Annotated in this window: 15 protein-coding genes, 5 tRNA genes and 1 pseudogene; 14 read left to right on the top strand and 7 right to left on the bottom strand. The window is 72.2% G+C overall.

The features are described from left to right. The 4 genes and pseudogenes from ACSNOD_RS00925 to ACSNOD_RS00940 all read right to left on the bottom strand — a co-directional run. Window positions 1–104 (bottom strand): annotated as a pseudogene (locus tag ACSNOD_RS00925) (ATP-binding protein); the annotation flags it as partial. Continuing rightward, window positions 85–489, bottom strand: a complete 405-nt coding sequence (locus tag ACSNOD_RS00930; RefSeq protein WP_436764741.1) for a DUF742 domain-containing protein — start codon at window positions 487–489, stop codon at window positions 85–87. The gene ACSNOD_RS00930 and the pseudogene ACSNOD_RS00925, both read right to left, overlap by 20 nt. 115 nt (window positions 490–604) lie before the next feature. Further along, window positions 605–1,018, bottom strand: a complete 414-nt coding sequence (locus ACSNOD_RS00935) for a roadblock/LC7 domain-containing protein (RefSeq protein ID WP_153451728.1) — start codon at window positions 1,016–1,018, stop codon at window positions 605–607. 9 nt (window positions 1,019–1,027) lie between these two features. Next, window positions 1,028–5,167: a nitrate- and nitrite sensing domain-containing protein gene (locus ACSNOD_RS00940; RefSeq protein ID WP_436764742.1), complete on the bottom strand. Its 4,140-nt coding sequence runs from the start codon at window positions 5,165–5,167 to the stop codon at window positions 1,028–1,030. 585 nt (window positions 5,168–5,752) lie between these two features. Here ACSNOD_RS00940 and ACSNOD_RS00945 point away from each other — a divergent pair. From ACSNOD_RS00945 to ACSNOD_RS00980, 8 genes are all read left to right on the top strand, one after another. Next, on the top strand, window positions 5,753–5,932 hold the full coding sequence (locus ACSNOD_RS00945) for a hypothetical protein (RefSeq protein WP_436764743.1): 180 nt from the start codon (window positions 5,753–5,755) through the stop codon (window positions 5,930–5,932). A gap of 103 nt (window positions 5,933–6,035) precedes the next feature. Further along, window positions 6,036–6,836, top strand: coding sequence for a fumarylacetoacetate hydrolase family protein (locus ACSNOD_RS00950; protein WP_436764744.1), 801 nt, complete (start codon window positions 6,036–6,038; stop codon window positions 6,834–6,836). Then, the gene (gene gltX / locus ACSNOD_RS00955; RefSeq protein ID WP_436764745.1) at window positions 6,829–8,346 is read left to right on the top strand and encodes a glutamate--tRNA ligase; all 1,518 of its coding nucleotides are present in this window, start codon (window positions 6,829–6,831) and stop codon (window positions 8,344–8,346) included. The genes ACSNOD_RS00950 and gltX overlap by 8 nt, the downstream gene beginning before the upstream one ends. Before the next feature lie 170 nt (window positions 8,347–8,516). Beyond that, a tRNA-Gln gene (locus ACSNOD_RS00960) sits at window positions 8,517–8,588 on the top strand. A 46-nt stretch (window positions 8,589–8,634) separates the two neighbouring features. Next, window positions 8,635–8,707 (top strand) — tRNA-Glu (locus tag ACSNOD_RS00965). A 62-nt stretch (window positions 8,708–8,769) separates the two neighbouring features. Then, a tRNA-Glu gene (locus ACSNOD_RS00970) sits at window positions 8,770–8,842 on the top strand. A gap of 13 nt (window positions 8,843–8,855) precedes the next feature. Continuing rightward, window positions 8,856–8,927: transfer RNA gene (locus ACSNOD_RS00975), tRNA-Gln, on the top strand. A gap of 42 nt (window positions 8,928–8,969) precedes the next feature. Then, window positions 8,970–9,042: transfer RNA gene (locus ACSNOD_RS00980), tRNA-Glu, on the top strand. A gap of 202 nt (window positions 9,043–9,244) precedes the next feature. Here ACSNOD_RS00980 and ndgR read toward each other — a convergent pair. Then, window positions 9,245–9,961 carry an IclR family transcriptional regulator NdgR gene (ndgR, locus tag ACSNOD_RS00985; protein ID WP_436764746.1) on the bottom strand — a complete coding sequence of 239 codons (717 nt, stop codon included), beginning with the start codon at window positions 9,959–9,961 and terminating at the stop codon, window positions 9,245–9,247. 182 nt (window positions 9,962–10,143) lie between these two features. On the opposite strand from ndgR, the gene leuC reads away from it, so the two are divergent. From leuC to ACSNOD_RS01005, 4 genes are all read left to right on the top strand, one after another. Continuing rightward, window positions 10,144–11,568 carry a 3-isopropylmalate dehydratase large subunit gene (gene leuC / locus ACSNOD_RS00990; protein ID WP_436764747.1) on the top strand — a complete coding sequence of 475 codons (1,425 nt, stop codon included), beginning with the start codon at window positions 10,144–10,146 and terminating at the stop codon, window positions 11,566–11,568. A 6-nt stretch (window positions 11,569–11,574) separates the two neighbouring features. Beyond that, on the top strand, window positions 11,575–12,168 hold the full coding sequence (gene leuD, locus ACSNOD_RS00995) for a 3-isopropylmalate dehydratase small subunit (RefSeq protein WP_436764748.1): 594 nt from the start codon (window positions 11,575–11,577) through the stop codon (window positions 12,166–12,168). A gap of 104 nt (window positions 12,169–12,272) precedes the next feature. Further along, window positions 12,273–12,500 (top strand): hypothetical protein, encoded by a 228-nt coding sequence (locus tag ACSNOD_RS01000; protein ID WP_436764749.1) that lies wholly within the window; start codon window positions 12,273–12,275, stop codon window positions 12,498–12,500. A 145-nt stretch (window positions 12,501–12,645) separates the two neighbouring features. Next, the gene (locus tag ACSNOD_RS01005; protein ID WP_436764750.1) at window positions 12,646–13,359 is read left to right on the top strand and encodes an HU family DNA-binding protein; all 714 of its coding nucleotides are present in this window, start codon (window positions 12,646–12,648) and stop codon (window positions 13,357–13,359) included. Window positions 13,360–13,572: 213 nt separating this feature from the next. Here ACSNOD_RS01005 and ACSNOD_RS01010 read toward each other — a convergent pair whose 3' ends face one another. Both ACSNOD_RS01010 and cofC read right to left on the bottom strand, forming a co-directional pair. Beyond that, window positions 13,573–13,776 (bottom strand): hypothetical protein, encoded by a 204-nt coding sequence (locus ACSNOD_RS01010; RefSeq protein WP_436764751.1) that lies wholly within the window; start codon window positions 13,774–13,776, stop codon window positions 13,573–13,575. Between the two features lie 10 nt (window positions 13,777–13,786). After that, entirely contained in the window at window positions 13,787–14,485 is a 699-nt protein-coding gene (gene cofC / locus ACSNOD_RS01015) for a 2-phospho-L-lactate guanylyltransferase (protein ID WP_436764752.1), read from the bottom strand. 177 nt (window positions 14,486–14,662) lie between these two features. Here cofC and ACSNOD_RS01020 point away from each other — a divergent pair, with 177 nt between their 5' ends. Both ACSNOD_RS01020 and ACSNOD_RS01025 read left to right on the top strand, forming a co-directional pair. Next, window positions 14,663–15,466 (top strand): lysophospholipid acyltransferase family protein, encoded by an 804-nt coding sequence (locus ACSNOD_RS01020; RefSeq protein WP_436764753.1) that lies wholly within the window; start codon window positions 14,663–14,665, stop codon window positions 15,464–15,466. Further along, on the top strand, window positions 15,463–16,491 hold the full coding sequence (locus ACSNOD_RS01025; protein ID WP_436764754.1) for an NAD(P)H-dependent glycerol-3-phosphate dehydrogenase: 1,029 nt from the start codon (window positions 15,463–15,465) through the stop codon (window positions 16,489–16,491). The genes ACSNOD_RS01020 and ACSNOD_RS01025 overlap by 4 nt, the downstream gene beginning before the upstream one ends. The last annotated feature ends 7 nt before the right edge of the window (window positions 16,492–16,498 follow it).

A 16,498-nucleotide genomic window follows, 5' to 3' on the forward strand; every position in this document is an offset into this window, starting at 1 on the left:
ACCGCGCCGACGAACGTGGTCTTGCCCACGCCGAAGCCGCCCGCCACCACGATCTTCGCGGAGGTGGTGGAGCGGGCCGCTCCGCTAGAGCTTCCGAAGTCCACTGAGCACCCTTTCGAGCAGTGTCACATCCGGCGTGCCGCCGGCCTCGGTGCCGCCGCCCGGCTGGTGGATCGCCACCATGCCGGCCTCGGCGAGGTCCGCCACCAGAATCCGCGCCACACCGAGCGGTATCGCCAGCAGCGCGGAGACCTCCGCGACCGACTTCACCTCACGGCACAGGTGGCAGATGCGCTGGTGCTCCGGGAGCAGCGTGCCCATGACGGCGGGGTCGGCCGTGGTGCTGACCAGCGCCTCGATGGCGAGCTGGTAGCGCGGCCGGGTCCGGCCCCCGGTCATGGCGTACGGCCGCACCAGCGGTTGGTCGCCCTCACCCATGTACGACGCGTGATGGCCGTACGGGTCGGGCGAGGCGGATTGCGGGGTCATGAATCCTCCGGGCGGGACAGCAGATTGGTCGGATTGCCGTCAGGCGGTGCCGGTGGGGGGAAGGCGAGCGGCCGGACGTTCGGACGGTGTTCTTGCGTTCGGTCGATCGTAATGGTCAGTTCAGGAGGCTGCCCTGGAGTTCGGCGCGGAGGTCGGGGGTGAGGACCGTGCCCGCGCGGTCGACGAGGAGGGCCATCTCGTAGCCGACGAGGCCGATGTCGCACTCGGGGTGGGCGAGGACGGCCAGGGAGGAGCCGTCGGAGACGGACATGATGAAGAGGAAGCCGCGTTCCATCTCCACCACGGTCTGGTTGACGGCGCCGCCCTCGAAGATGCGGGAGGCTCCGGCGGTCAGCGAGGTCAGGCCGGAGGCCACGGCCGCGAGTTGGTCGGCGCGGTCGCGTGGGAACCCTTCGGACATCGCGAGAAGGAGTCCGTCGGCGGAGACCACCACCGTGTGGGACACACCGGGGGTGTTCTCCACGAAGTTGGTGATCAACCAGTTCAGATTCTGCGCCGCCTGGCTCATCGGACTCAACTAACGCTCCTGCTGGTAAGTGGGGCCAATACCACGGCCGTCCGTGCCGGCCTGTCGGCCCTGCTGGATGCCACGGCGAAGGTTGGTCAGCCGTCCGCGCACGTCGTCGGGCGCGCGCGAGACCTGCGGACCGGTCTGGGGGGTCTGCTGCTGGGCGGTGCCCGCGACCAGGTTGGCACGCGGGACCCGGCGCGGCAGACCGGAGGTGGTGATGCCGCCGGCCTTGGGCTCGCGGAGCTGCTCCGCGCGCCGCCACCGTTCGTCGTTGGGCGAGGTGCGCCAGTTGGCGCCCGTGTCGCCCTCCGAGCGGACCGTGGCACCCGGGTCGCGCCGCGGCATCGGTGCCCTGGGCTCCTCGGCCGGCAGGCTCGCCTCGGCGTTCTCACGGGAGGGTGCCGGGGCCGCGGGACCGGCCGGCTGCTCGCCGGGCTGGCCCTGCACGCCGCGGAACCAGTCCGACTCCAGCGCCTCGAACAGCGGCGTACGGCCGTCGCCCTGGCTCTCGGCGGGCGGGAGCGAGTCCTGCCCGGAGCCGTTCGGCAGCGCGTACTCGCCGGTCTGCTGCGGCAGGTCGTACTCGCCGGTCCGCTGGGGAAGATCGTACTCGCCCGTGCGCTGGGGGAGGTCGTACTCCCCGGTCTGCTGCGGGAGCTCGTACTCGCCCGTGCTCTGCGGGAGGCCGTACTCGCCGGTCTGCTGCGGGAGCTCGTACTCGCCGGTGCGCTGGGGCAGGTCGTACTCGCCCGTGCGCTGGGGGCCGCCGAGGGCGTCCGCCGCGCCGGTGTCGGCGCCCGCCTGGGGCACCCGGTGCTCCCCGGTGTGCTGCCCGACGGGGAACTCCCCGGTGTGCTGCGGGGTGCCACCGGCGTCCGGCCGCCGCGGCTCCAGGCCGGGCAGCGAGAACTCGGCGGTGTCGCCGGGGCCACGGCCCTGCGCGCCGTCACCGGCGGGGCGGTACGCCTCCGGCCGGTGCTCGCGCGGACCCGCGGCCTCGCCGACGCCGGGCTGCGGGAAGCGGCCCGTGGACTCGACGTCCTCGTGCCCCCGCGGCCCCTCGGACTCGTTCCCGGCGGGCGCCGACGACGGGGCCCGGCCGGGCCAGTCGTCGCCGCCGCTGCGGTCGGCACCCCAGCTGGGGCCGGCCGGGCGGCCGTCGCCGGGGAGCTCGCCCGCGGTGCCGCGGGCCGGCAGCTGGGGACGGCGGCGCGCGGGCGCGTCACCGCGGCCCTGGCCGCCCTGGGCGCCCGGAGCACCGGTCGGCGGGGCGACGGTGGGCGTGCCACCGCCGGCGCCGCGCGTGGGCAGGGCGCCGCCGCGCCGGGGCGCGGCCGGAAGGTTGTCGGAGCCACCGGGGCGGTCGCCGCCCTGGCCGCCGAAGGGGTCGGCCTGCCGGCCGCCGAAGGCACCGGAGCCCGCCTGGGGGTTCTGACCCGAGGGGCCGCCGAACGCGGCCCCGCCGGAGGACTGGCCCGCACCCGAGCCCGAGCCGCCGAAGGCGTCCGCGCCGCCGAACGCGCCGGCGCCCGCGGGGGAGCCCGCGCCCGGCCGCGACGGCAGACCGCCGGGGCCGCCCTGCGGACCGCCCGCGCCCTCGATCGGCATGCCCGCGGCGCGGCCCGCCGCGCCCGGCTCACGGCCGGGCAGCGCCGGCCGGGAACCGCCGACCTGGCCGCGCGGCTTCATGCCGGCGAGGCGGTTGGCCGCGGGGTTGTGGCCGCTCTTGCCGGGGGCACCGGGCCCACCCGGCCTGGCCGCGCCGCCCGCGCCGCCCGGCAGACCGGGCGCGCCCGGCGCACCGGACACCGCGCCCGGGGCACCCGAACCGGCCGCCGGAGCGCCCGGCTTGCCGGGGGCCGGCTTCTTGCCGCCCTGGGCGACGTCGACCGGCAGCATGACGAGCGCGGTGGTGCCGCCGGAGTCCGACGGCCGCAGCTGGATGCGGATGCCGTGCCGCAGGGACAGCCGGCCGACCACGAACAGACCCATGCGCCGCGAGACGGAGACGTCCACGGTCGGCGGGCTGGCGAGCCGCTCGTTGATCGCCGCGAGGTCCTCGGGGGACAGGCCGATGCCGGTGTCGTGGATCTCGACCAGCACCCGGCCGTCGGGCAGGGCGTGACCGGTGACCTTGACCTTGGTCTGCGGGGAGGAGAACGAGGTGGCGTTCTCCAGCAGCTCGGCGAGGAGGTGCACGAGGTCGTTGACGACGCGGCCGGCGACCTCGGTGGCCGGGACGCCGCTCAGCTCGATGCGCTCGTACTGCTCCACCTCGGAGGCGGCGGCGCGGAGCACGTCGACCAGCGGGACCGGACGGGTCCAGCGGCGGCCCGGCTCCTCGCCCGCGAGGACGAGGAGGTTCTCGCCGTTACGGCGCATACGGGTCGCGAGGTGGTCGAGCTTGAACAGCGAGGACAGCTGGTCCGGGTCGGCCTCGCGGGACTCCAGCTCGGAGATGAGCGAGAGCTGACGCTGGATGAGGCCCTGGCTGCGGCGCGAGAGGTTGGTGAACATCGCGTTGACGTTGCCCCGCAGCAGCGCCTGCTCGGCGGCGAGGCGGACCGCCTCGCGGTGCACGTCGTCGAAGGCCGCGGCCACCCGGCCGATCTCGTCCCGGCTGTGCACACCGACGGACTCGACGGAGGTGTCCACGTCCTGCGGGTCGGACTCGGAGAGCTGCTTGACCAGCTCGGGGAGGCGCTTCTGAGCGACCGTCTGGGCGGTGTCCTGGAGCCGGCGCAGCGAGCGCACCATGGAGCGGGCCACGACGAACGCGCCCACCAGCGAGACGCCGAGCACGAGCAGGATCACGACACCGTTGAGGATGGCGTCCTGCTGGGCCTCGGAGCGCAGCTCCGCCGCCTTCTGCTGCATCTCGTTGAGGAGGGTGTCCTCGATGCGGGACATTTCCTCGATCTTGGTGGTGTCCTGGTCGTACCAGTCCTTGTACGAGCGCTTCTCGGCCTCGATCTGGCTGTCCGGGGTCAGCATCCGCAGCGCGTACTGGTCGGCCGCGATGATCTCCGCGTTGCCGCCGTCGGAGAGCGCCTGGAGCAGCTGCTCCGACTCGGTCCTGCCCGCGTAGATCTGAATGAACTGGGCGAGCGCGGACTCGCCGCTGACCAGCGCCGACTGGCCGTACTGCCGGTCACTGACGGACAGCTTGGGCTTGGGCTGGTGGGCGAGACCGGCACTGACCATCGCGCGCTGGATGGACGCGTACTCCTTGGCGGAGGAGAACGCCGCCAGCGCGCGGGTGCTGCGGATCATGTCGCTGTTGCTGGTCGCCTGCGCCATGTCCTGGGAGAGCGAGAGCAGCGAGGTGATCAGCTCGTTGTAGCTGCTGACGGTCTGCGCGATGTAGTCGCTGTTGCTGTACGCGCCGGCGCGGATCGTCTTGATCTTCTGCAGCTGCTTGACGATGTTGACCAGCGAGGAGTTCGCGCCGACCAGCGCCGCGCTGTCGGACTGCTCGATCTCGCGGGTGGCCTCGCGGAACGACTGGATGGACCGGTTGGTCTTCTCCCGCGAGTAGACGACGTCGTCGTTCTTGTCGTCACCGGCGGCCAGCGGACCGGCGGAGTGGTCGCGCTCCTCCTGGAGCGCCTCCGCCAGGTCGGTGGCCTGCTTGGTCATCTTGGTGAGCAGCTGCATGTTGTCGAGCTGCTCGAGGTTGTCCAGCGAGGTGTTGATCCGCAGGCCACCGAGGGTGGTGGCGGCGACCACGGGGAGCGCCAGCAGGGACACCAGGCGGGTGGAGATGCGCCAGTTGCGCAGGGCTATCCGGCTGCCGGCGTCGGTCGGCGACTTGCCGGAGGACTTGCCGGAGGTCTTCGCCTCGCCCTTGGCCTTGCCGCCGGCCTTCGCCTTGCCGCCGCCCTTGGACGTCGAGCCGCCCTTGGCCTTGGCGCCGCCCTGGGTACCGCCCTGGGCACCCGTCACGGCGCCGGGTTCGGAGCCCGGGGCGGGAGCACCGACGACGGGTGCACCGCCGCCCGCTCCGCGATCCGGGCCCGGACCGGCCGGCGCGGCCGGTGGGGCACCCGGCCCCTGGGCGCGCTGAGGCGAGGAGCCACGGTCGGCCCCACCGCGCGGCTCCGGGTCCGCCGCCCCGCTGCCATCCCTTTTGAAACGTCCCTGCACTAGCGTCGCAACCTCTGGACCAGGCGTCCCGCCGTGATGTCCGGCGAAACGGTGTCGAGTCGTGGGGACACGGCCCCATGGCGGTCGTGAGTGACCGGCGCGCCTCCCCTTTCCACCGCCGCGCGGCGCTGCTCTGCGCCCAGCGCGCCGGCTGAATTCTGCGGCGGTCCGTGGAATTCCAGCACAGTGCCGGATCTCCAACAAGGGCGGTGGGTCCGGGTGCGATCCGAGTGACGCTTTGTGCGGAAGGCGTCACGAGACGTAGAAAGTGATGTCTGCGATAACGGACTTTTGCCCACGAGTCGCTCGCGGGTGCGGGCTGTCCCAGTAGCGATGATCGGGAGCGGAACGACCGCTTCAATGCGGCAATGTCCGTTTCGGGCGACTCGGATCGCCGCCCGTTTTGCCTCATTTGCCGGGCAACTCGTGAGCAAACTCACATGATGAAGGGCACTTCTTCCCGGGATTCGAGGGGAATTGGATGTTTAGCCTGACGCTTTACAGGGATGGCCGGCGCGTCAAGTGCCGGCCACCATCACGCCCCGCGCCGGCCCGGCGCCCGCAGCCCGAGGATCTCGCCCCGCCATGAAGACGACGATGATGTTCCGCAACATAGCCAACCCGCGGCGCACCACGCTGGCGCACCTGAAGGACGCCGACGAGCCGCGCCCGGCCCCCGCCGAGCTGCCGGAGCACCCCGTCGACCTGCCGACGCAGACCGCCAACCCGCGCCGCACCGTCCTGATGGACGCCCCGAAGGGCTGACCGGCTCGCGCGCTGCCGCGATCGCCTTGCCGCGCTCGCGAAAAGGGGAGCGTTAGCCTGGGGTGTCAGTCTCCCGCGAGTCAGTAAGGGGCAATCGCTTCCCGTGCGCATCGCCAGGTTCTCCATCGACGGCAACGTCGCCTTCGGTGTCGTGGAAGGGGACGCCGCCACCGAAGGCGGCCCCGTCCTCGACATCATCAAGGGCCACCCCTTCGCCGCATTCGAGCGCTCGGGCCGGAAGGTGCCGCTGAGCAAGGTCCGGCTGCTGCCGCCCGTCCTGCCCAACAAGGTCGTCGCGATCGGCCGCAACTACGCCGAACACGCGGCGGAGCTGGGCAACGAGGCCCTCGACGAGCAGGGGCGCCCGGTCGCCCCGGTCACCTTCCTCAAGCCCTCCACGGCCGTGATCGGCCCCGGCGACCCCATCGCCTACCCCTCCTTCTCGCAGGAGGTGCACCACGAGGCCGAGCTGGCCGTGGTGATCGGCCGCATGTGCCGGGAGGTCCCCCGGGAGCGCGTCAAGGACGTCGTCCTCGGCTACACCTGCGCCAACGACATCACCGCGCGGGACGTCCAGCGGAGCGAGAACCAGTGGGCCCGGGCCAAGGGCTTCGACACCTCCTGCCCGCTGGGCCCCTGGGTGGAGACCGAACTCGACCCCAGCGACCTGGGCATCATGTGCACGGTCAACGGTGAACAGCGCCAGCTCGGCCGCACCGGCGACATGATCCGCTCCATCGAGGACCTGATCGTGCACATCACCGAGGCGATGACGCTGCTCCCCGGCGACGTCGTCCTCACGGGCACCCCCGCCGGGGTGGGCCCGCTCAACGTCGGCGACGAGGTCGCCGTCACCATCGAAGGCATCGGCACTCTCACCAATAAGGTGATCAAGCGTGGCTAGCGCATCCGCAGCATCCCCAGCGGCTCCCGTACGCGTACGGTTCTGCCCCTCGCCGACCGGCAACCCCCATGTGGGCCTGGTCCGCACCGCCCTTTTCAACTGGGCGTTCGCCCGCCACCACGGCGGCACCCTGGTCCTTCGGATCGAGGACACCGACGCGGCCCGCGACTCCGAGGAGTCCTACGAGCAGCTGCTGGACTCGCTGCGCTGGCTGGGCCTGAACTGGGACGAGGGCCCGGCCGCGTTCGACGGCTCCACCGCCACGGCGGTGGGCCCGCACGCGCCCTACCGCCAGTCGCAGCGGATGGACATCTACGCCGACGTCGCGCGCAAGCTGCTGGAGGCGGGCCACGCCTACCACTGCTACTGCACCACCGAGGAGCTCGACGCCCGCCGCGAGGCCGCCCGCGCCGCCGGCCGGCCCTCCGGCTACGACGGCGCCTGCCGCGACCTGACGGCCGAGCGCAAGGCCGCGTACGAGGCCGAGGGCCGCTCGTCGATCGTCCGCTTCCGGATGCCCGACGAGCCCATCACCTTCACCGACCTGGTCCGCGGCGAGCTGACCTTCACCCCGGAGAACGTGCCGGACTACGGCATCGTCCGGGCCAACGGCGCCCCGCTCTACACGCTCGTCAACCCGGTCGACGACGCGCTGATGGGGATCACGCACGTGCTGCGCGGCGAGGACCTGCTGTCCTCCACCCCGCGCCAGATCGCGCTCTACCGCGCCCTGGCCGCGATCGGCGTCGGCAGCGGAGGCGTCCCGGCCTTCGGCCACCTGCCGTACGTCATGGGGGAGGGCAACAAGAAGCTCTCCAAGCGCGACCCGCAGTCCTCGCTCAACCTCTACCGCGAGCGCGGCTTCCTCCCCGAGGGCCTGCTGAACTACCTCTCGCTGCTCGGCTGGTCGCTCGCCGAGGACCGCGACGTGTTCTCCATGGACGAGATGGTCGCCGCCTTCGACGTGGCGGACGTCAACGCCAACCCGGCGCGCTTCGACCTCAAGAAGTGCGAGGCCATCAACGCCGTCCACCTGCGGGAGCTGGCCCCCGACGAGTTCGTCCGCCGGCTGGTGCCGTACCTGTTCGACCGGGAGCCCACCGCCGCGGAGCTGGAGCTGCTGGGCCGGGCCGCGCCGCTCACCCAGGAGCGCATGGTCACCCTCTCCGAGGTCAAGGGGATGCTCGGCTTCCTCTTCGTCGGCCCGGAGGACTTCGCGCTCGACGAGGCCGACGCGGCGAAGGTGCTGACCGAGGACGCCCGCCCCGTGCTGGAGGCCAGCGTCACGGCCCTGGAGGGTCTGGCGGACTTCACCCCCGACGCGATCCAGGCGGTGCTGCGCGAGGCGCTGGTGGACGGCCTGGGCATCAAGCCCAAGTTCGCCTTCACCCCGCTGCGCGTGGCGGTCACCGGCCGCCGGGTCTCCCCGCCGCTCTTCGAGTCCATGGAGCTCCTGGGGCGCGAGGAGACGCTGCGGCGGCTGCGCGCCGCCCACGCGGCCATCGGCTAGCCCCACGGCACCCGTCCGTCCCCCGGCCCCGGTCGTGGGCCGGGGCGGACGGGTATCAATTTTGGAGCCGCGTCCCCCATCGGGTAATGTTCTTCCTGCGCCGCCCGAGAGGGCCGAAAGGCCGGCCGGGAAGCGCAAGCCGAACAAAGCCCCCAGGGGTTGCGTTTTGGTGGGGTATGGTGTAATTGGCAGCACGAGTGATTCTGGTTCACTTAGTCTAGGTTCGAGTCCTGGTACCCCAGCAGGAGATCTCCTGTAAGATCTCCGATCTTGGCAAGTCCAAGACCAGCCCCCGTTGTGTAGCGGCCTAGCACGCTGCCCTCTCAAGGCAGTAGCGCCGGTTCGAATCCGGTCGGGGGTACAGATCCTGACTCCGTCACCATCCGGACATTCCCCGGAGGCGACGACGAATGGATCGCTAGGGCCCCCGTTGTGTAGCGGCCTAGCACGCCGCCCTCTCAAGGCGGTAGCGCCGGTTCGAATCCGGTCGGGGGTACTGGTCAATACCATGGGCTATGGTGTAATTGGCAGCACGAGTGATTCTGGTTCATTTAGTCTAGGTTCGAGTCCTGGTAGCCCAGCGCAGGTGTTTCAAGGAAACACACGACATCTGCAAAAAGCTAGCCCCCGTTGTGTAGCGGCCTAGCACGCCGCCCTCTCAAGGCGGTAGCGCCGGTTCGAATCCGGTCGGGGGTACAGAAAAGAAAAGGCCCCCCGTCACTATGACGGGGGGCCTTTTCGCTGCGTTTTTCAAGGGCCTTTCGGCAGGAAAGCGCCGAAGGAAAGCGCCGAGGAATTCCCGGGCCGCCCGGGGACGGCGTACAGCCCCCGTCGACGCCGTTGACGGGGGCTGTACGGCCACAAGGGGCCCGCGGGGGTCATGACGGGCCCCACGGGCTCACGGGGAGCGGCGCAGGGCCTCCGTGAGGCGCGCGGCCGCGTCGATGACGGCCTGCGCGTGCATCCGCCCCGGGTGCCGGGTCAGCCGCTCGATCGGCCCGGACACCGACACCGCCGCCACCACGCGGTTCGACGGGCCCCGCACCGGCGCCGAGACCGAGGCCACGCCCGGCTCGCGCTCGCCGATCGACTGGGCCCAGCCCCGGCGCCGTACGCCCGACAGGGCCGTGGCGGTGAAGCGGGCGCCCTGGAGGCCGCGGTGCAGCCGCTCCGGCTCCTCCCAGGCCATCAGGATCTGGGCCGCCGAGCCGGCCTTCATCGGCAGGGTCGAGCCCACCGGCACCGTGTCCCGCAGTCCGGACAGGCGTTCCGCCGCGGCCACGCAGATCCGCATGTCGCCCTGGCGGCGGTAGAGCTGCGCGCTCTCGCCCGTCACATCGCGCAGATGCGTCAGCACCGGGCCGGCCGTGGCCAGCAGCCGGTCCTCGCCGGCCGCGGCCGCGAGCTCGGCCAGGCGCGGGCCGAGGATGAACCGGCCCTGCATGTCCCGCGCCACCATCCGGTGGTGTTCCAGTGCCACCGCGAGCCGGTGGGCCGTGGGGCGGGCGAGCCCGGTCGCGGTGACCAGCCCGGCGAGAGTGGCCGGGCCGGACTCCAGCGCGCTCAGCACCAGAGCAGCCTTGTCGAGAACGCCGACGCCGCTAGAGTTGTCCATGCAACGATACTCGCGTCTCACTCTGTGAAACGCAAGTTCACAATCCCGCGAAACCCGCCAACCTGGAGGGGCGCCCCCCGATCGGGGCCCGGCCGCCGTCCGGCACGCGAAGTCCCTGGGGGGCCGGACACGGCACCACCACTCGAGTTGGACCGGCACAGGCGCCGGCCGAAGGGAAAGCGATGGGACGGACACTGGCGGAGAAGGTCTGGGACGACCATGTCGTCCGGCGCGCCGAGGGCGAGCCCGACCTGCTCTTCATCGATCTGCACCTGCTGCACGAGGTGACCAGCCCGCAGGCGTTCGACGGTCTGCGCCGCGGCGGGCGCCGGGTCCGCCGGCTCGACCTCACCATCGCCACCGAGGACCACAACACGCCCACCCTCGACATCGACAAGCCGATCGCCGACCCGGTGTCCCGGGTGCAGCTGGAGACGCTGCGCCGCAACTGCGCGGAGTTCGGCGTCCGGCTGCATCCGCTCGGCGACGTCGAGCAGGGCGTCGTCCATGTGGTGGGACCGCAGCTGGGACTGACCCAGCCGGGCATGACCGTCGTCTGCGGCGACAGCCACACCTCCACGCACGGCGCCTTCGGCGCCCTGGCGTTCGGCATCGGGACCAGCCAGGTCGAGCATGTGCTCGCCACCCAGACCCTGCCGCTGGCCCCGTTCCGGACCATGGCCGTCACGGTCGAGGGGGAGCTGCCCGAGGGGGTGACCGCCAAGGACCTGATCCTGGCGATCATCGCCCGGATCGGCACCGGCGGCGGCCAGGGGTACGTCATCGAGTACCGCGGCCCGGCCATCGAGAAGCTGTCGATGGAGGCCCGGATGACGATCTGCAACATGTCGATCGAGGCCGGCGCCCGGGCGGGCATGATCGCCCCCGACGAGACCACCTTCGCGTACCTGCGGGGCCGCCCGCACGCGCCCACGGGAGCGGACTGGGACGCGGCCGTGGCGTACTGGCGCACCCTGCGCACCGACGAGGACGCCGTCTTCGACCACGAGGTCGTCATCGACGCCACCGAGCTCGCCCCCTTCGTCACCTGGGGCACCAACCCCGGCCAGGGCGCGCCGCTGTCGGCCGCCGTCCCCGACCCCGCTTCGTACGAGGACGCCTCGGAGCGCCTCGCCGCCGAAAAGGCCCTGGAGTACATGGGGTTGACGGCCGGTCAGCCGCTGCGCGAGATCGGTGTGGACACCGTCTTCGTAGGCTCGTGCACCAATGGGCGGATCGAGGACCTGCGCTCGGCCGCCGCCGTCCTGAGGGGCCGGCGCGTCGCCGACGGCGTCCGCATGCTGGTGGTGCCCGGCTCCGTACGGGTGGCCCTGCAGGCCGTCGAGGAGGGGCTGGACAAGGTGTTCACCGCCGCCGGCGCCGAATGGCGGCACGCGGGCTGCTCGATGTGCCTGGGCATGAACCCCGACCAGCTCCAGCCCGGCGAGCGCGCCGCCTCCACCTCCAACCGCAACTTCGAGGGCAGGCAGGGCAAGGGTGGCCGCACCCACCTGGTCTCCCCGCAGGTGGCCGCCGCCACCGCCGTCCTGGGGCACCTCGCCGCCCCGGCCGACCTGTCCGACGCAGCCACTCCCGTGGGGGTCTGAACAGCCATGGAAGCCTTCACCACGCACACCGGCCGGGCCGTCCCGCTGCGCCGCTCCAATGTCGACACCGACCAGATCATCCCCGCCCACTGGCTCAAGAAGGTGACCCGGGACGGCTTTGAGGACGGGCTCTTCGAGGCCTGGCGCAAGGACCCCGACTTCGTCCTCAACCGGCCCGAGCGGCGCGGCGCCAGCGTGCTCGTCGCCGGACCCGACTTCGGCACCGGGTCCTCCCGGGAGCACGCCGTCTGGGCGCTGCAGAACTACGGTTTCAGGGCCGTCGTCTCGTCCCGCTTCGCCGACATCTTCCGCGGCAACTCGCTCAAGAACGGGCTGCTCACCGTGGTCCTGCCGCAGGAGACGGTGGACGCGCTGTGGGAGCTGACCGAGGCCGACCCGGCCGCCGAGGTCACCGTCGACCTGGTGGACCGCCAGGTCCGGGCCCGCGGAATTGTGGCCGATTTTCAGCTTGACGAGAATGCCCGCTGGCGGCTTCTGGAGGGGCTGGACGACATCGACCTCACCCTGCGGCACGAGTCGGACATCGCCTCCTTCGAGGCGGCGCGCCCGGCCTTCAAGCCGCGCACAGTGCAGGTCTGATCAGGACTCTTCCCAGGCTGCGCCCCCTGCCTCCCGGCAGGGGGCGCAGCCGTGTGTTGAGGCCCTGTGAAGCGACAACTCGCCCCAGATGGCACAATCGGTGCATGGACCGCGACAGCCAACTCGAGCTCTATGGCATCGTCGCGGACCGGCTGAAAGAAGCGCACGCCAAAGTGCGCGCACTGCAAGTCCCGGAGGGCGTACGGATGGCGCTGTCCCGGAAGCTGCTGATCATCACGGCGGCGGCGAAACACGATCTGGCCGATGCGGCACGGCGGCTGGAGCGGTTGATGCGTGACCTCGACGAGGGTCGGCTCCCCGACGGCGACTGACGCCGACGGGACAGGAGCCAGGGCCGAGTTCGTTGCGGCACAAGGGTGATAAGCCCGTTTCGTGTTTGATTTGCGGTATATATCTGCCTAACGTGCGAAAAAGCTTGAACACTTTCGTTCCGGCAATGTCTCCGAAGGGGAAGACGTGAACAAGGCGCAGCTTGTAGAAGCGATTCAGGAGAAGCTCGGCGGGCGGCAGAACGCCGCCGACGCCGTCGACGCGGTGCTGGACGCCATGGTCCGCGCGGTCGTCGCCGGCGACCGGGTGTCGGTCACCGGGTTCGGGTCGTTCGAGAAGGTCGAGCGCCCGGCGCGCTACGCCCGCAACCCGCAGACCGGCGAGCGGGTCCGGGTCAAGAAGACCTCGGTGCCGCGCTTCCGCGCCGGCCAGGGCTTCAAGGACCTCGTGGCCGGCACGAAGAAGCTGCCCAAGGACGACGTCGCGGTGAAGAAGGCCCCCAAGGGCAGCCTCCAGGCCGGTGGCGCCACCAAGAAGGCCGCGGCCAAGAAGGCCACCGCCAAGAAGGCGGCCACGGCGAAGAAGGCCACCACGGCCGCCGCCGCGAAGAAGGCGGCTCCCGCCAAGAAGACGACGGCGAAGAAGACCACGGCGGCCGCCACCAAGAAGGCGACCACCGCCAAGAAGGCCACGCCGGCGAAGAAGACCACCGCGGCCGCCGCCAAGAAGACCACGGCCGCCAAGAAGGCCACGCCGGCCAAGAAGGCGACCACGGCCAAGAAGACCACCGCGAAGAAGGCGCCCGCCACGAAGAAGGCCACGGCGGCCAAGAAGGCGCCCGCGAAGAAGACCACCGCGCGCAAGACCACCGCGAAGAAGACGGCCACCAGGAAGAAGTAGCGCCGAACGCGTTCAGCGGCGGCATGCCGAGCGCCGGGCCGGGCTCCCCACGGGAGCCCGCCCCGCGGCGTCTCCGGCCTTCTGTCCCGGGCGTCACCGGCGTTCTTGGCGGTGTTCCCGAGGCGCCCCCCGGCGTTTCCCGCGCTGTGCCCGGGGCGTTCCCCCGGCGTCCCCGGCGTCCCCGGCGGCGCGCTCGCTCCGTGTCCCGCGCCGTCAGAACGTCTGGAGCGTGATGAGCGTGACCTGGCGCTCCGCGCCCTCGCCCTCGACCTCGATCCGGACCCGCTGTCCGGCCCGCAGCAGCCGCAGACCCCCCGCGTCGAACGCCGCCGTGTCGAAGGGCAACGGGGTGCCGTCGTCGAGCAGCACGCTGCCGGAGCGGGTCTCGGGGTCGTACGTGTAAGCGGTGGCCTGCATGGCGAGCAGCCTATCCGGCACCCGGCGCCACCGGCCGCGCCCCGGCCGGCACCTCGCCCGCCTCGCCCACCCGGCGCGCCGTGTGCGGCCCCACCCCCAGCGCGAGCGCCGCACGCAGGTCGTCCACCGTGTCCACGTCCTGCCGTACGGACTCCACACCGGCCAGGGCGATCTCCGTCGCCCCGGAGGCCGCGTGCCGCGCCCGGGACGGCCCGCCGAACGCGGGCGCCAACTCCACCCCCGGCCCCGCGGCGAGCAGCGTCGTCCCCGTCCCCGCCGCGTCCGCGAGGAACCACCGGCCGGGCCCCTCGGCGGCGCGCAGCACCCGCGCCAGCTCGCCCGGCCGCAGCGCCGGCAGATCCGCGTTGAGCGCCGCCACCGCGGCCCGCGGCGCCCTCGCGCGCACCGACCGCGCGCCGTGCGCCAGGGCCGCGTTCAGCCCCCGGGCCGGCTCGTCGGCGACGATGCGCGCCCCCACGGCCGCCAGTTCCCCGGCCGCCAGCGGGTCGTCCGTGACAACCACCACATCCGCCACACCGGGGCAGGCCAGCGCCGCCGCCACCGTGTCCTGCGCGAAGGCCAGCGCCAGCCCCGGCCGCCGGCGGTCGGCCACCGCGCCCGCCAGCCGGCTCTTGGCCAGGGCCAACGGCTTCAGGGGCACCACCAGGGACCAGACCACACCCGCTCCGTCCTCACGCATCGGCCCCATTGTCGCCTCGCCGTGCGCCTGCCGGGACGGGCGGGGTTACGGTGTTCTCGACAGAGCGAGGGCCCGGGGTGACACTTGTGCGGCTGTCCGGGTGGACCGGGCCGGCCCGCCACGCGGTGCGGCAGCGTCACCGAAAAGCTCGGCAGCCTGTCCAGAACCTATGAGGAGGGTGTCCGAGTGTCCCGCCGCAGAATCGGCTTCTGGTATCGCCTGACGGCGGTCCTCGCGAAACCGCCGCTGGTGGTTCTGTTCAAGCGGGACTGGCGCGGAATGGAACACATTCCCGCGACGGGCGGATTCATTACCGCGATCAATCACAACTCGTATCTCGACCCGCTCGCCTACGCGCACTTCCAGTACAACACCGGGCGCGTCCCCCGCTTCCTCGCCAAGGCCGCCCTCTTCAAGGCGCCCTTCGTCGGCATGATGCTGCGCGGCACCGGCCAGATCCCCGTCTACCGCGAGTCGGCCGACGCCGTCGGCGCCTTCCGGGCCGCCGTCGCCGCCATCGAGCGCGGCGAGTGCGTGGCCTTCTACCCCGAGGGCACCCTCACCCGCGACCCGGACCAGTGGCCGATGCAGGCCAAGACCGGCGCCGCCCGGGTGGCGCTGCTGACCCGGGCCCCGGTCATCCCGGTGGCCCAGTGGGGCGCCAACGAGGCCATGCCGCCCTACGCCAAGCAGGACAAGCTGCGGCTCTTCCCGCGCAAGACCCTGCGCGTGAAGGCCGGTCCGCCCGTCGACCTGTCGGCGTACTACGACCGCGAGCCCACCGCCGAGGTGCTGCGCGCGGCCACCGATGACATCATGGCGGCCATCACCGGGCTGCTGTCCGAACTGCGCGGTGAGCCCGCTCCCGAGGAGCCGTACGACCACCGCAAGGCCCTGGCGCGGCAGCGCCGGGCATCGCGGGGCACGGCCGGGGAAGACGCGGAACACGTCGGGGAGCACGGTTCGCCGGAGCGGAAGGAGAGCAAGTGACGCGCTGCGCGGTGTACGGCACGGGGTCCTGGGGCACGGCGTTCGCCATGGTGCTGGCGGACGCGGGCTGCGAGGTGACCCTCTGGGGCCGCCGGCCGGAGCTGGTGGCGGCCGTCAACACCGGCCGGACCAACCCCGACTACCTCCCCGGCATCGAGCTGCCCGCCTCCGTGCGGGCCACCACCGACCCGGCCGAGGCCGCCCGGGGCGCCGAGTTCACGGTGCTCGCCGTGCCCTCCCAGACGCTGCGCGGCAACCTCGCCCGCTGGGCGCCGCTGCTGCCCTCCGACACCGTCCTGGTCAGCCTGATGAAGGGCGTCGAACTCGGCACGGCCAAGCGGATGAGCGAGGTCATCGAGGAGGTCGTGGCCGAGGCCACCCCCGGTGGCGGCCCCGAGGACGTCCGGCGGCGGGTCGCGGTGCTCACCGGGCCCAATCTCGCCAAGGAGATCGCCGCCCGGCAGCCCGCCGCCGCCGTGGTCGCCTGCGCCGACGAATCGGTTGCCCAGCGGCTCCAGACCGCCTGTCACACCCCCTACTTCCGCCCGTACACCAACACCGACGTGGTCGGCTGCGAGCTCGGCGGCGCGGTCAAGAACGTCATCGCGCTCGCCGTCGGCATCGCCGACGGCATGGGCCTGGGGGACAACACCAAGGCGTCGCTGATCACCCGTGGGCTGGCGGAGACCAGCCGGCTCGGGCTCGCCATGGGCGCCGACGCGCACACCTTCGCGGGGCTGGCCGGCATGGGCGACCTGGTGGCCACCTGCTCCTCGCCGCTCTCGCGCAACCACACCTTCGGCACCAACCTCGGCCGCGGCATGACCCTGGAACAGACCATCGCCGCGACCAAGCAGACCGCCGAGGGCGTCAAGTCCTGCGAGTCGGTGCTGGATCTGGCCCGCCGTCACCATGTCGACATGCCGATCACCGAGACCGTGGTCGACATCGTGCACCACGGCAAGCCGCCCCTGGTGGCCCTCAAGGAACTGATGTCGCGCAGCGCCAAGCCCGAACGCCGCTGACACCGTG

The sequence above is a fragment of the Streptomyces sp. URMC 123 genome (assembly GCF_051386515.1).
Classification (GTDB): domain Bacteria; phylum Actinomycetota; class Actinomycetes; order Streptomycetales; family Streptomycetaceae; genus Streptomyces.

Excerpts from the sequence above, each read along its gene's own strand:
- ACSNOD_RS01000 (WP_436764749.1), top strand. The coding sequence starts at position 12,273 with ATGGACCGCGACAGCCAACTCGAGCTCTATGGCATCGTCGCGGACCGG.
- ACSNOD_RS00935 (WP_153451728.1), bottom strand. The coding sequence starts at position 1,018 with ATGAGCCAGGCGGCGCAGAATCTGAACTGGTTGATCACCAACTTCGTG.
- ndgR (WP_436764746.1), bottom strand. The coding sequence starts at position 9,961 with ATGGACAACTCTAGCGGCGTCGGCGTTCTCGACAAGGCTGCTCTGGTG.
- ACSNOD_RS00930 (WP_436764741.1), bottom strand. The coding sequence starts at position 489 with ATGACCCCGCAATCCGCCTCGCCCGACCCGTACGGCCATCACGCGTCG.
- ACSNOD_RS01010 (WP_436764751.1), bottom strand. The coding sequence starts at position 13,776 with ATGCAGGCCACCGCTTACACGTACGACCCCGAGACCCGCTCCGGCAGC.
- leuD (WP_436764748.1), top strand. The coding sequence starts at position 11,575 with ATGGAAGCCTTCACCACGCACACCGGCCGGGCCGTCCCGCTGCGCCGC.
- ACSNOD_RS00945 (WP_436764743.1), top strand. The coding sequence starts at position 5,753 with ATGAAGACGACGATGATGTTCCGCAACATAGCCAACCCGCGGCGCACC.
- leuC (WP_436764747.1), top strand. The coding sequence starts at position 10,144 with ATGGGACGGACACTGGCGGAGAAGGTCTGGGACGACCATGTCGTCCGG.
- cofC (WP_436764752.1), bottom strand. The coding sequence starts at position 14,485 with ATGGGGCCGATGCGTGAGGACGGAGCGGGTGTGGTCTGGTCCCTGGTG.